This window comes from Candidatus Propionivibrio aalborgensis (assembly GCF_900089945.1).
Classification (GTDB): Bacteria; Pseudomonadota; Gammaproteobacteria; order Burkholderiales; family Rhodocyclaceae; genus Propionivibrio; species Propionivibrio aalborgensis.
This window is the reverse complement of the sequence record NZ_FLQY01000043.1, coordinates 1-14,039: the sequence shown is the minus strand read 5'-3', so window position 1 is coordinate 14,039 and position 14,039 is coordinate 1. Positions and strand designations below refer to the sequence as shown.

Genomic DNA, 14,039 nt, shown 5'->3' with positions numbered 1-14,039 from the left:
GCGAATCGGGCAAATGCGGCGCGGCGCGAGATGATTTACGGCGGGATGGACGCCAACAAGGTATTGCGCGTGCTTGGCTTGTCCTCATCCGTTTTGTTTGATAAGAACGATCCTTTGAGCTCAGCCAACCGCCGAATCAATATCGTGGTTCTGAACAAGCGCACTGAAGAGGCCATATTGCAGGAAGACGGAAACGCGCCGATCGAGACGGATAGCGCAAGCGACACCGAAGCATCTGCGTTGCCGGATAGACCCGATGCCAAGAATTGAGTCGTAGCTTGTCAGTGACGGGGCCGGGCGTTGCTGTGCTTTGATACCCCGGTTTGGAAGTGAAGAATCGAGGGTTTGATGATGGACGAGCGAAAGTCAGCATCAGGCGCGACAACACTGCTGCGTGAGCCCGGTGTGCGCGAGTTTACGTTTTCCGCTGCTGATTTCGAGCGCGTTCGCAAGCTGATCTACGAGCATGCCGGGATTTCGCTTTCGGCCACCAAGGAAGACATGGTCTATAGCCGTCTGGCCCGCCGTTTGCGCGAAACCCGCCTGGGTTCTTTTGGTGAGTACCTTGCCATGCTCGAGCGCGGGGATAAAACAGAATGGGAAAAATTCGTTAACTCCTTGACGACGAATCTCACGTCGTTTTTTCGTGAGCCGCATCATTTTCCGATTCTTGCCGACCATCTGAAGAAGTTGCAGGGAAACTCGCCGATAAAGATCTGGTGTTCTGCGGCGTCGACGGGCGAGGAGCCATACAGCATCGCGATGACTGTGGTTGAAACCTTCGGCGGTTTCAGTGTGCCGGTGTCCATTGTAGCTTCCGATCTGGATACCAATGTTCTGGCGATTGCCGCGAAAGGTGCGTATCCATCGGATCGTGTCGACAAACTGTCTCCATCGCGATTGAGCCGCTTTTTTCTCAAAGGATCGGGCGCTCAGGAGGGGTCGTATACGGTGCGACCGGAATTGCGTCGAATGGTCAACTTTCAGCGCCTGAATTTGCTGGAGCCGAATTGGTCGGTGCGTGGCCCGTTCGATGCTCTCTTTTGTCGCAACGTCATGATCTATTTCGATAAGCCAACCCAATACAAGATATTGTCACGATTCGCTCCCCTAATGAGCGGCAAGGGGCTTCTATTTGCCGGGCATTCCGAAAGCTTTCTGCATGCAGCCGATTTGTTCCGCTCGCAGGGAAGAACGGTCTATGAACTTGCGCCAAAGCCCGGCTAGTATGGCCAAAGACCCCAGCATCCTGGGCAAGGTGCCACGGCCAATGGCGGAAGGCCATAAAGTTATCTTCGTCGGGGCATCAACCGGTGGAACGGAAGCGGTCAAGAGCTTCTTGCTCGGGATACCGTCGGATTGCCCGCCGATCCTCATTGTGCAGCACATGCCGGAATCGTTCACGGGTTCGTTTGCCGCCCGTCTCGACAGCCTGTGTCGCCCGCGAGTCATCGAGTCGCAAGGCGCTGAGTCGCTTGAATCAGGCACCGTTTATGTTGCGCCGGGCCATTCGCACTTGAGAATCAGACGTGGTGCCTCCGGCTATGTCACTGAGTTGTTAAAGACGCCGCCCGTCAATCGTCATCGTCCCTCGGTGGATGTGTTGTTCGACTCTGCCGCCGAGGTAGTCGGGCACAACGCTATTGGCGTAATTCTCACTGGCATGGGCAAAGACGGCGCGTGCGGTTTGCTGCGCATGCGAAAGGCCGGTGCGCGTACTTTTGGGCAGGATGAAACGAGCTGTGTCGTCTATGGGATGCCACGCGAAGCAGCCGTGATTGGCGCTGTCGAAGAAGTGTCCGGGCCGAACGACATCGCCCGGCGCGTGCTCGCAGTTCTTGGCAGGGCAGATAGACCCGAAGGCTTTCCTGGCAGGTAGATTTTGCGTCTCTGAATGCAGGATCAACAAGCCATTCCGCTGTCGGCAGGTATGTTCTGCGTGGGCCCGGAGCCGCTTGGGCCATCGAATAGTATGGCGTGCAGTCATAAAGGAAAGAACTTCTATGGCACAGCACTTGTTTCCTTGGTGAAATGATGCTGAAATGGGCCTTCAGTAACAACAAGTGCTAGGTTTGACGCGGTATTGCGCCCTTTTATTTATACCGATGATTATGGTGAAATGACATTTGTTCGATTAAGATGTGCTTGCATAGCTATAGGGGCATTTACCCAAGAGGGAGTTGAGGCATGTCAGAGCTGCTAAAAAACATAGATGCTCGTACCAAACTCGCTGGCACCAACAAGCTCGAGATTTTGCTGTTTTCGCTCGGCACGAATTCGAAAACCGGACGGAGTGAAACGTTCGGTATCAATGTCTTTAAAGTGCGTGAAGTGATGCGTACCCCGGTGATTACTTCAGCACCGGAGATGCCGTCGTCGGTCGAGGGAATGGTCAGCCTTCGAGGCGCACTGGTTCCGGTTGTCGACTTGGCCCGCTATGCCGGTGTTGCTACCGATACACCTCGCTCGATCATGATCGTTACGGAGTACGCCGGACACACGCAAGGTTTTCTGGTCGAGGGGGTAGACACCATTCTTCGCCTGGACTGGAGCCAGATGAGGGTTCCTCCGGAGATGCTGGTAGCTCAGATGGGTGGCTTGGTTACAGCGGTTACCGAGTTGCCTGATGGCCGCCTCGTGATGATGATGGATGTGGAAAAGGTACTGTCGGAGACAACAAATTACGATGAGGAAATCGTATTCCGCAATATCAAACCGCTCGATGATTCATCGCTTACTGTTTTTTTTGCGGACGACTCGGTCGTTGCTCGCCGACAGATTACTCGCACGCTCGAGGCGATGAAAGTCAAGTACGTCGGCGCAATCAATGGCCTCGAAGCCTGGAATGAACTCGAGAAGATTGCCACCTATGCAGAATCTTCCGGCCAGAAAGTGACCGATCTCGTTAGCCTGGTTTTGACTGATGTCGAGATGCCGGAGATGGATGGGTATATCCTGACCAAGAAGATAAAGACCGATCCGCGTTTTATTGGCGTGCCGGTGATCATGCACTCGTCTCTGTCCGGGATGTCGAATCAGCAACTCGGGAAGTCGGTTGGCGTTGATGAGTATGTGCCCAAGTTTGAAGCACAGAAACTCTCTGAAACGCTTACGAGGCGCTTGTTGGGAGCTGAACCTGTCGTGCAACCCAATACCTGAAGCAGTGAGCTCGTTGGAGTAAGACGATGACGATGGACTTGGTGGAAAAGAAAAGCCTGCTTGATGGCGTTGATGCGCGAACCCGGTTGGCAGGCTCCAACAAGATGGAGATTTTGCTGTTTTCGCTGGGAACACGCGAGACCTTCGGGATCAATGTGTTCAAGGTGCGCGAAGTGGGGCGCACGCCGCATATAACCAAAACGCCAAACATGCCCAAGGGTGTTGAAGGTTTGGTTTCCCTGCGTGGAAACGTTATTCCCGTGCTTTCCCTGGTCAGTTTTCTGGACCATAAGGATGTTCCCGTCGAGCGTGGCGCGACCATGATGGTTGCCGAGTATTCAAAGCGCACGCTCGGCTTCCTGGTTCACGAGGTCGATCGCATCATCCGTGTGGACTGGGAAAAAGTAAAAGCACCGGAAAGCATCCTTTCCTCGAATCAGGGGCTCATCACGGCGATCACCGAGCTTGAGAACGGCACTCTGGTTTCACTTCTTGACGTCGAGCAGATCCTCGCCAATGCGTTTGGCGAGGCGCTCATCATCGATATACCACCGGCGAAGGTGGACGAAGAAGTCAGCGTATTCTTTGTAGATGACTCCATCGTTGCACGCCGCAAGATTTCCGAGGTTTTCGACAAGCTTGGTGTGAAGCACAAGCACGCCACCAATGGCGCGGAAGGATTGAGTCGCTTGCAGGGATTGGCGGCTCACGCGCAGCAAGCCGGGACGCCATTGCGCAATGACGTTCGGCTGATCCTCGTGGACGCAGAAATGCCCGAGATGGACGGCTATGTCCTCACAAAGAATATTAAGAGTGATTCACGTTTTGCCGGCATCCCGGTAGTCATGCACTCATCGCTTTCTTCAGAGGCCAATAGAGCGATGGGGCAGGCCGTAGGCGTGGACGCTTACGTGGCAAAGTTTGATGCAGAAGTTCTGGCCGATACCCTGCGCCCCATGCTTGAACGATAAGAAGTTATTCAGGAGTAAGGAATGGCAGATCCAAAATTAAGAATTCTAATCGTCGACGATTTTTCCACGATGCGGCGCATTGTCAGGAACCTGCTCAAGGAGCTGGGCTTTACCAATGTTGACGAGGCCGAGGATGGCGCGATTGCGCTCCAGAAGCTCCAGGCCGGTGGTTTCGAGTTTGTCGTGACGGACTGGAATATGCCGAATATGGATGGCCTGCAACTGCTGCAGGCGATACGTTCCGCCCCGGACCTGAAGCATTTGCCCGTAATGATGATTACGGCAGAGGCCAAGAAGGAAAATATTATTGCTGCTGCTCAGGCGGGTGCCAGTGGCTATATCGTAAAGCCTTTTACTGCGGCGACGCTGGCTGAAAAGCTGCAGAAAATCTTCGACAAGATGAGCGCATAAGATGAGCGACGCAAATTCATCCGGGGATTCCAACGAGCTTGAAGCCTTGTTTGACAGTATCGCCGGCGGCGGTGCGAGTGCGTCAATTTCGGCAGCACCCGCTCCCGCTCCCACTCCCAAAACTCCGGCGCCTTCTGCAGCGGCACCTAAGTCTTCGTTGATGCAGCAAGCGCGTGAGGTTGACGGTGCCACCGACGACTCGAAGGATTTGCAGGCCTTGTTTGATTCGATCGCTGCCAAGAAGTCTGCCGCCGACAACAGCGCAGCCGGCATTGAAGAAGGTGCAGGAGAGGAATCGGGCGATTGGCCGGTTCAGGATAAGGTGTTCAACCAAGTTGGCCAAATGGCCAGGCAGTTGCATGACACGTTGGGTAGTCTGGGTTACGAGAAGCTTCTCGAGAAGACCGCATCAGCGTTGCCGGATGCCAAGGACCGACTGGCTTACATCGCTAACCTTACGGAACAGGCCGCGTGCAAGGTTCTGAATGCCACCGATATTGCCAATCCGCTGCAGGAAGAATTGGAGGCTGGAGCCGCCTTGCTCAGTGCGAAATGGGACACGCTTTTTGCCAACAACATGGGTGTTGAGGATTTCAAGCTTCTTGCTGCTGAAACACGAGCTTTTCTCAAGACCGCTGTGCCGCAGAGGACTGGAGCGACCAAAGAGCAACTGCTAGAAATCATGATGGCGCAAGACTTTCAGGATCTGACTGGCCAGGTTATCAAGAAAGTTGTTGCGGTTGCGCAGGATCTGGAGTCGCAGTTGATGCAGGTGCTCGTTGTAACGATGCCTGGAGAAAAGCGCACCGAGTCTGTGAATACTTTGCTTAACGGCCCGGTAATCAATGCCGAAGGGCGTACTGATGTCGTCGGAAGTCAGCAGCAGGTCGATAGCCTGCTTGACAGCCTAGGATTCTAGGGGGTTCAGCATGAGTGATTTTTCCGGAATGGAAGACCTGCTGCAGGATTTTTTGCAGGAGGCCGGTGACCTTCTTTCAGATGTTGACAACAAACTGGTTGATCTTGAAAGGAGTCCGGATGATCGGCGATTGCTGAATGATATCTTTCGCGGATTTCACACGATCAAGGGTGGAGCGGGTTTCCTTAACGCTACGGAACTGGTGACGCTTTGTCACTTGACCGAGAATCTCTTTGATCAGTTGCGCAATGCCGAGATGCACCTGACGCCGGAGTTGATGGATACCATCATGGCGGCCACTCAGGGTGTTCGCAACATGTTTGGCGAGCTCGGTCAAGCGGTGCAGCCCCGGCCGGCGGAAGCGGATGTGATTGCTGCCTTACGCGCTGCGCTTGAAGGGGAGGCTACCGCCGAGCCGGTAGCTGAAACTGTGGTAGCGGAAGCTCCCGCCGCCAAGCCTGAAGAGCCGGCGCCCGTGGCCAATACCGGCAAGGAACCTGATTGGCAGGTGTTACACGGCGCGCTGACTGGTCAGCCGGTTCCTCCCGCTCAGACTGCAGCCGCTTCTCCTCCGGTGACGAAACCTGAAGCGAGCAGTCCAGCAGCGTCCGCGGTTCAGATTGCACCCCACTATCCACCGGAAGGGCGGCGAGAGACTGACAAGCCCGGCGCTGCCGTCTCGGGCGCGACTTCGGGTCGGCGCAGCGAAGAGAAAGCGGTCGCGCGCGAATCGACAATTCGAGTAGATACTTCTCGACTCGATCAGGTACTTAATCTTTCCGGCGAGATTGGTCTGACCAAGAATCGTCTGACCAGTCTGCGCGCAGACATTCTTGCTGGCCGGAATGATTCAGAGACCTTGCATGCGCTCGATCAGGCGGTAAGCCAGCTCGATCTGCTCGTCTCCGATCTACAAAATTCCGTGATGAAAACACGGATGCAGCCCATCGGTCGTCTGTTCCAGAAGTATCCACGGATTGCTCGCGACCTGGCACGACAATTGGGCAAGGAAGTTGAGCTGGCGCTTGTCGGCGAGGAAACCGAGGTCGATAAGACGATGATCGAGGATTTGGCCGATCCATTGATTCACCTCGTTCGCAACGCGGTTGATCATGGCGTTGAATCGGCAGAAGAGCGTCTGGCTGCCGGCAAGCCGGCCAAGAGCGTCGTACGGCTCGAGGCACGCCAGGAAGGCGATCATATCGTCCTGATGATTGCAGATGATGGGCGCGGAATGAATCCCGAGCGCATTCGGGCCAAAGCGATTGAAAAGGGGATCGTCAAAGAGGAAGAAGCCAATACGCTTGACGACAAGCAGAGCCTCAATCTGATTTTCCTTCCCGGCTTTTCGACGATGACGCAGGCGTCGGCGGTCTCGGGGCGCGGCGTCGGCATGGATGTGGTCAAAACCAATATCCAGAAACTGAACGGTTCGGTCGAGATTCGTTCTGAGCTTGGCAAGGGCTCGGTATTCGTGATCTCACTGCCGCTGACTTTGGCCATCCTCCCGGTTTTGCTCGTTCTCTTGGGAGATCAGCCATTTGCTTTGCCGCTTTCGATGGTTCGCGAAATACTGCCCATCGAGAAAGACAAGATGCAGGAGGTGGGTGGCAAGGAAACGCTGGTCGTGCGCGGCGAGATTTTGCCAGTTGTGGCCCTCTCCCGCCTGCTCGGTTGGCCGCAAATGCAGACACCGGAATATGGCGTGTTGATGCAAACTTCGGAACGAAGTTTCATTCTCTCCGTCGACAGTTTTGCCGGGCGAGATGACGCGGTTATCAAGTCGCTCGACGACTTCCGGCCGCGTGGTGTGGCAGGTGTAACGACGTTGTCGAATGGCCAGATCGTGCTGATTCTGGACATGAAAGAGCTGCTTACCGATCTAAATGCCCACATCGAGCAGGAGTTGGGCGTCAAGCCAGCCAAGTCACTCGAGCTTTCCATCTGAATAGCAGAAGAATAGGCCGAATAGACAGGGAGCTTTGGCTCCCTGTCTTGTTTTACGCATCAGTTAACGCGGATTGCTGAGATTATTCTAGAATCAATGTAAATAAACACTCATACCCCTTTATTTTTTAAAGATTTTTCATATAATAGGTCGAAGTCAATTGGAAGCCGCTGATGGCCGAAGAAAGCGATCTCGAAAAAACTGAGCCTGCGTCGTCCAGACGCCTTGAGCAGGCGCGTGAGGAAGGGCAAGTTCCCCGCTCACGGGAGGTCGGTGCTTTTCTGATCTTGATCGTTTCTGCAAGTGCATTCTGGTTTGTCGGTTCATGGATGCTTCAACGCACGATTGCCATTGTCAGGCGAGGCTTGATTCTCGAAGAGCCCCTGATGCGCGATCCCCAGTTCATGGTAGTGCGCCTCGCGGATCTTTCCATTGATGCTTTGCTGTCCTTCACACCATTGCTGCTGGCACTTGTCCTTGCGGCGCTGGCTTCACCCTTCTTCCTTGGTAGCTGGAATTTCTCCGTGAAGGCGCTGAATCCTGACATGGGGCGTCTGGATCCCATCAAAGGCTTGGGCAAACTGGTTTCGTGGAACGGCGTTATTGAACTCGTCAAGGCAGTCGCCAAAGCCTTGTTGGTCGGAGGCGTCGCCATATGGGTCTTGTGGAGCGAGCGCAACGACATCCTCGCAATCTTTGGGCAGCCCGTCGAAGTCGGCTTGGTCAGCGCCGGACACCTGATCAACTACAGTTTTCTCGTGATAGTTCTGACGATGCTGTTGATCGTTGCGGTAGATGTCCCTTTCCAGCTCTGGCAATACTACGACAAGCTGAAAATGAGCAAGGAAGATGTAAAGCAGGAAGGCAAGGAAATGGAGGGGAACCCCCAGATCAAAGCGCACATCCGTCAATTGCAGCGAGAGGCCGCACGCAAACGCATGATGAGCACCGTTCCAACTGCCGATGTGATCGTTACGAACCCGACGCATTATGCGGTTGCGCTGGCCTACAAGAGCGGTATGGGAGCTCCAAAAGTTCTGGCCAAGGGCATGGGCGAAATCGCCCTGAAGATTCGTGAGATTGGCGCCCAGAACGGCGTGCCCATGCTTGAGGCGCCACCTTTGGCTCGGGCGCTTTATCGTCATGCCGAGCTAGATCAGGAGATTCCATCGGCGCTCTATGCCGCCGTGGCGGAGGTTCTGGCCTACGTCTATCAGCTCGTCGACTGGCGCCAGGTTGGTGGTAACCACCCGCTGCCGCCGCGTGAGATCGCTGTTCCCTCCGAAATGCTCCAGGAGTCGGTAAATGGCTGACTCGACCTTAACACTGCAGAGCTTCCTCGGACGAGCGAATCTTCAGCAACTGGCAGGTCCAATACTCATTCTGGTGATCCTGTCGATGATGGTGCTGCCGCTGCCACCGTTCATGCTCGATCTCTTCTTCACCTTCAACATCGCGATTTCCGTGATCGTCATGTTGGTTGCGATCAAAGTGATGAAACCGCTCGACTTGTCGGTCTTCCCGACAGTGCTGTTGATAACAACGCTCTTGCGCTTGTCCTTGAACGTGGCTTCAACACGTATCGTGCTGCTTGAGGGACATACCGGTCCTGGCGCTGCCGGGCAAGTGATCGAGGCATTCGGGCACTTTCTGGTCGGTGGAAACTATGCTGTCGGCATCGTCGTGTTTGCGATTCTGGTGATCATCAATTTTGTAGTGATCACCAAGGGTGCTGGACGGGTTGCCGAAGTGGCGGCACGCTTTACCCTTGATGCGATGCCAGGCAAGCAGATGGCAATCGATGCGGATCTCAATGCTGGCTTGATCGGAGAAGACGAAGCTCGCAAGCGGCGCGCAACGATTGCCGAGGAGGCGGATTTCTTCGGCTCGATGGATGGTGCTTCCAAGTTCGTTCGTGGCGATGCTGTAGCCGGCATCCTGATTATGTTCATCAACGTCATCGGCGGCCTGTTTGTCGGTGTTCTGCAACATGATATGGATGTCGGAGCCGCCGCCAGGACGTATACCCTGCTCACCATCGGTGACGGACTGGTGGCGCAAATTCCCGCGCTGATCATTTCGATCGCCGCCGGTATGGTCGTTACCCGTGTAGGCGACACTCAGGATCTCTCGCAGCAGTTCCTCGGCCAGCTATTCAACAATCCCAGGGTGATTGGGCTGACGGCAGGCATTATCGGTTTGCTTGGCCTGATTCCAGGGATGCCAAATTTTGTTTTCCTGTTGTTGGCAAGCAGTTTGGCCGTAATGGCTTGGACCATGGACAGGCGTTTGCGGGCCGCCAAACCTGTGCCGGTGACGATTGTTCCGACGGTGTCGAGTGAATCCCAGGAGGCAAGCTGGGCGGACGTCTCTCCGCTGGATGTGCTCGGACTGGAAGTCGGCTACCGGCTAATTCCTTTGGTCGACAAGTCTCAGGATGGCGAGTTGCTGAGACGGATTCGCGGAATACGCAAGAAGTTTGCACAGGAAGTAGGTTTTCTCGTTGCCCCGGTGCACATTCGCGACAATCTGGAGTTGAAGCCCAATGCTTACCGGATTCTGCTAAAAGGTGTCGAGATCGGCCAGGGCGAAGCATTTCCGGGCAACCTGTTGGCGATCAACCCGGGGCGTGTTGCCGGCCAGTTGCCGGGTGCCGAAACCAAGGATCCGGCCTTTGGTTTGCCTGCTGTCTGGATTGACACTGCGCTGCGCGATCAGGCTCAAGCGTATGGCTATACCGTGGTCGATGCCAGCACTGTTGCCGCTACGCATCTAAATCACCTGATTCTGTCGCATGCGGCAGAACTGCTTGGACGTCAGGAAACGCAAGCGCTTGTCGATCATCTGGCGAAGGAAATGCCCAAACTCGTTGAAGATCTGGTGCCCAAAGTGCTGCCACTTGGCGTTCTACAAAAGGTCTTGCAGAACCTTCTCGAAGAAGACATCCCCATACGCGACATGCGTTCCATCATTGAGACGCTTGCAGAAAACGCGACGCGCTCGCAGGAGGCCGAAGTGCTGACTGCACAAGTGCGCGTTGCACTTGGTCGCTCGATCACTCAGCAACTCTATCCGAGTGGAGCAGAAATGCAGGTCATGTCGCTTGATCCGCAGCTTGAGCGCATTCTTCAGCAGGCCATCGCGGGTGGTGGCGACAATGCCAGTATCGAGCCGAGTCTTGCTGACTCACTGATTCGCGAGACATCGACAGCGGCGCAACGTCAGGAAGAACTTGGGCTGCCGGCCGTATTGCTGGTTTCAGGGAATCTTCGCCTACTTCTGTCCCGCTTCCTTAGGCGAGGCATTCCTCAATTGAAGGTGCTAGCTCACAACGAAGTACCTGAAAGCAAAATAATCAAGGTCACCTCGATCATTGGAGGCAGGGTATGAACGTCAGAAAATTCATCGCGGCTTCCGCTCGGGACGCATTGCACAAGGTCAAGGAGTTACTGGGCCCCGATGCGATCATCCTGTCCAACCGGGCGATTCCGGGGGGCGTCGAAATCATGGCGGTTGCCGCCCGCGATATGGAAATGATTGTGCCGACCCCCACCAGGGAGAAGCAGAGTCCCAATCTGAATCCGAAGCCAAATGATGACTATACGGTACGTCTTTCGACTACGACGACCAACTTGCAACCCAAAGCACCTCCCAAGGTAACTGTAGCCGCGCCTCAGCAACAGCCGCAGCGCTTTCCGCCATTGGCGCCCCGTGCTGCACCGCCGCCAGTTGCCGAGACGGCAGCTGCCGTCAAGCCGCAGGCTGAAATAGTTCCGGCGGAAGTGATGGACGAAATTCGCTCGTTACGAAAGATGTTCGAGCAACATCTGGCTGGTGTTGCCTGGGGAGAAACCGCGCGCTCGGAGCCCGTTAAAACGGAAATTCTGCGTCAAATGCTTGACGCGGGCTTCTCTCCACAATTGGCTCGCGAACTGCTTGCTGCATTGCCCAGCGAACTCAATGCGGCGAAGGCACTGGCTTGGGTTAAGGTCGGTGCTGATCGTTCCTTGCTGACCATCGCACCCGAGAACGATATCGTCGACCGTGGCGGAATCTACGCACTGGTTGGCCCGACCGGTGTCGGCAAAACGACGACTACCGCCAAGCTTGCGGCCCGCTGCGTTCTGCGTCACGGAGCGAGCAAAGTGGCGCTGGTCACGACGGATGGTTACCGAATCGGAGCTCACGAACAGCTGCGGATTTATGGTCGCATTCTCGGTGTGTCGGTGCATCTGGTAAAAGACGCTGAAGAGTTGAGCCAGACGCTGTCCGATCTTCAACACAAGCATATGATACTTGTCGATACGATGGGTATGAGTCAGCGTGACAGAATGGTTGGTGAACAGGTGGCGATGTTTGAAAACAGCAATGTCAAACGTTTGCTGCTGCTTTCAGCCACGGCGCGTGGAGACACTCTCGACGACGTAGTGCGCGCCTATAACGGTTCAGATCTTGCCGGGTGCATTTTGAGCAAGGTTGACGAGGCTGCAGGGATCGCATCGGCGATTGACGTCATTATCCGTCACGGTTTGCGTCTGCACTACGTCTCAAATGGCCAGCGCGTGCCGGAAGATCTGCACTTGCCCAATCGTGCCTATCTATTGCACCGTGCGTTCAAGGATGTGCCGGAATCTTCCCCGCATCGCCTTGGCGGCCTCGAGCCGGGCCTGATGATGGCCAGTAGTGCCGGTTCCGGCATGGTCGCCGCCGGAGGCCGTCGTGGCTGAGGCCCACAGGGATCAGGCAGCTGGGCTACGCCGTCTTTTTAGCCGAGAGCAGTTGCGTATTGTCGCTTTTGCTGCTGGTAGTGTCGGCGTTGGGAAAAGCATACTGGTAGCCAACCTTGCCGCTGCCTTGGCTCGTCAGGGCAAGGAAGTTCTGATTCTGGACGAGAATACCAAGAAGAATGTGGCGTCCTGTTTCGGAGCGCTCGCTTGCCATGACCTTCTCCATGTGATCAATCGAGAGCGGGCGCTCTCCGAGGCGCTCGTATCGGTGGCGCCTGGCGTTCGAATCTTACCCGCCGCGCGTGCGGTAACGAAACTCGGGAGATTGAGCCTTGCTCAACAAGAATCCTTTTTGGAGAGCATCACCGGCATGGAGCGTCGGGCTGATGTGATTCTGGTGGACGCGTCCCTTGACCATCCGCTTGGCTTTTCGCCCCTTGGCCTCGCCGCGCATGATACGGTGGTGGTTATGTCGCCCACCGGCTCATCAATTACCGACGCCTACGCGCTGATCAAGAAGGTCAGTCTGGGCTACGCGCGCAAGAACTTCCGGATTCTAGTGAATAAGGTACGCAGTCTGGATGAAGCCAAGTCGATATATGGCAATATATCCAAGCTTTCTTGCAGTCGAGGCTTGGCGCGCCTTGAATATACCGGTTACGTGCCGTTGGATGAGTGCTTGCGCCAGGCATCGCGCCTGTCCCAGCCTGTCGATGGTCTCTTTCCCGATGCTCCGGCTGCAAAGGCGTATCGAACGATTGCCAGTGACCTGCTCACCTGGCCTTCGCTCGGCGAGGAGTCCGCCGGGCTCGAAGAATTCGTGCAACAGCTATTTCACGTGAGCAAGCAGATCGATCCGGTAGCGATTTACGCTTGACGCCTCCAACACATGTATAACGCTGCTGGGCAGATCAACAAGGATCAGTTGATACAGCGCTTCGCTCCGCTCGTTAAGCGCATCGCCTATCATCTGATGGCCCGATTGCCTTCAAGTGTTCAGGTCGACGATCTGATCCAGAATGGCATGATGGGTTTGCTTGATGCCATCAACCGTTTTGAGGCGGGAATGGGCGCGCAGTTTGAAACCTACGCCGCTCAGCGCGTGCGTGGTGCCATGCTGGATGGCCTGCGCGAGAATGACTGGCTACCACGCAGTTTGCGGCGCGATTTTCGCCGCATTGAAGTCGCCATTTCCCAACTCGAACAGGAGTACGGGCGCACGCCAAGCGAGTCGGAGCTTGCCGAAACGCTCGGCATGACACTTGCCGAATATCAAAAGATGCTACAGGATGCACGAGGGCATCAGCTTATTTCCTTCGAGGATATGATTGATGATGGCAATGAGGATTTTCTCGAACGGCATTTGTCTGACGACTCGAACGAGCCGTCAAGGATTCTTGAGGACGAGGGCCTGCGTAAATTACTGGTGCAGGGCATCGAGTTGTTGCCCGAGCGTGAGAAATTGATGATGGCGCTCTATTACGAACAGGATCTCAACTTGCGCGAGATCGGAGAAGTCATGGGTGTCACGGAATCACGTGTTTGCCAGTTGCACAGTCAGGCCGTAGCCAGACTGCGTGCACGGGTTTTTGGCGATGCGGGTCTCAGCAAGAAAGCCAGGAAGAATGGATAAGATCAGCGTTCTCGGACTGCTGTTCGGTATTGTCGCGATCGTTGGTGGTCAGCTGCTCGAGGGCGGCCATATCGCATCGCTGTCACAGCCAACGGCACTGCTGATCGTGCTTGGCGGCACGATGGGTGCAGTCATGCTCCAGAGTCCCTATACGACGTTTATGCGCGGGATGCGGATGGTTCGATGGGTGTGGTATCCGCCGGTCGTTGACCACCAGCAATTGATCAAGCAGATATCCAACTGGAGCCAGGTTTCCCGCCGTGAGGGCTTG

The 14,039-nt window shown here is 55.3% G+C and carries 13 protein-coding genes and 1 pseudogene; all 14 read left to right on the top strand.

Annotated features, from left to right (window positions below; genetic code table 11):
- A pseudogene (locus PROAA_RS03295) lies at positions 1 to 270 on the top strand (flagellar motor protein MotB); the annotation flags it as partial.
- 78 nt (positions 271 to 348) lie between these two features.
- Positions 349 to 1,227 carry a CheR family methyltransferase gene (locus PROAA_RS03290; RefSeq protein ID WP_425393995.1) on the top strand — a complete coding sequence of 293 codons (879 nt, stop codon included), beginning with the start codon at positions 349 to 351 and terminating at the stop codon, positions 1,225 to 1,227.
- Positions 1,202 to 1,879: a chemotaxis protein CheB gene (locus PROAA_RS03285; RefSeq protein ID WP_245664138.1), complete on the top strand. Its 678-nt coding sequence runs from the start codon at positions 1,202 to 1,204 to the stop codon at positions 1,877 to 1,879. The genes PROAA_RS03290 and PROAA_RS03285 overlap by 26 nt, the downstream gene beginning before the upstream one ends.
- Before the next feature lie 308 nt (positions 1,880 to 2,187).
- Complete coding sequence (locus PROAA_RS03280; RefSeq protein WP_186409962.1) at positions 2,188 to 3,159, top strand: chemotaxis protein; 972 nt, start codon at positions 2,188 to 2,190, stop codon at positions 3,157 to 3,159.
- Positions 3,160 to 3,191: 32 nt separating this feature from the next.
- Complete coding sequence (locus PROAA_RS03275; protein WP_186409964.1) at positions 3,192 to 4,130, top strand: chemotaxis protein; 939 nt, start codon at positions 3,192 to 3,194, stop codon at positions 4,128 to 4,130.
- Positions 4,131 to 4,151: 21 nt separating this feature from the next.
- Complete coding sequence (gene cheY, locus PROAA_RS03270) at positions 4,152 to 4,541, top strand: chemotaxis response regulator CheY (protein WP_186409961.1); 390 nt, start codon at positions 4,152 to 4,154, stop codon at positions 4,539 to 4,541.
- A gap of 1 nt (position 4,542) precedes the next feature.
- On the top strand, positions 4,543 to 5,460 hold the full coding sequence (gene cheZ, locus PROAA_RS03265) for a protein phosphatase CheZ (protein WP_186409960.1): 918 nt from the start codon (positions 4,543 to 4,545) through the stop codon (positions 5,458 to 5,460).
- 10 nt (positions 5,461 to 5,470) lie between these two features.
- Positions 5,471 to 7,408: a chemotaxis protein CheA gene (locus PROAA_RS03260; RefSeq protein ID WP_186409959.1), complete on the top strand. Its 1,938-nt coding sequence runs from the start codon at positions 5,471 to 5,473 to the stop codon at positions 7,406 to 7,408.
- A 173-nt stretch (positions 7,409 to 7,581) separates the two neighbouring features.
- Positions 7,582 to 8,721 (top strand): flagellar biosynthesis protein FlhB, encoded by a 1,140-nt coding sequence (gene flhB / locus PROAA_RS03255; protein WP_186409958.1) that lies wholly within the window; start codon positions 7,582 to 7,584, stop codon positions 8,719 to 8,721.
- The gene (gene flhA / locus PROAA_RS03250) at positions 8,714 to 10,798 is read left to right on the top strand and encodes a flagellar biosynthesis protein FlhA (protein WP_186409957.1); all 2,085 of its coding nucleotides are present in this window, start codon (positions 8,714 to 8,716) and stop codon (positions 10,796 to 10,798) included. The genes flhB and flhA overlap by 8 nt, the downstream gene beginning before the upstream one ends.
- Positions 10,795 to 12,135, top strand: a complete 1,341-nt coding sequence (gene flhF / locus PROAA_RS03245) for a flagellar biosynthesis GTPase FlhF (protein WP_186409956.1) — start codon at positions 10,795 to 10,797, stop codon at positions 12,133 to 12,135. The genes flhA and flhF overlap by 4 nt, the downstream gene beginning before the upstream one ends.
- Positions 12,128 to 13,012 (top strand): MinD/ParA family ATP-binding protein, encoded by an 885-nt coding sequence (locus PROAA_RS03240; RefSeq protein WP_186409955.1) that lies wholly within the window; start codon positions 12,128 to 12,130, stop codon positions 13,010 to 13,012. Before flhF ends, PROAA_RS03240 begins: the two co-directional genes overlap by 8 nt.
- Before the next feature lie 12 nt (positions 13,013 to 13,024).
- Positions 13,025 to 13,768, top strand: a complete 744-nt coding sequence (locus tag PROAA_RS03235; protein ID WP_186409954.1) for an RNA polymerase sigma factor FliA — start codon at positions 13,025 to 13,027, stop codon at positions 13,766 to 13,768.
- A partial coding sequence (locus PROAA_RS03230) for a motility-associated protein (protein WP_342669204.1) occupies positions 13,761 to 14,039 on the top strand: 279 nt, incomplete at its 3' end. The genes PROAA_RS03235 and PROAA_RS03230, both read left to right, overlap by 8 nt.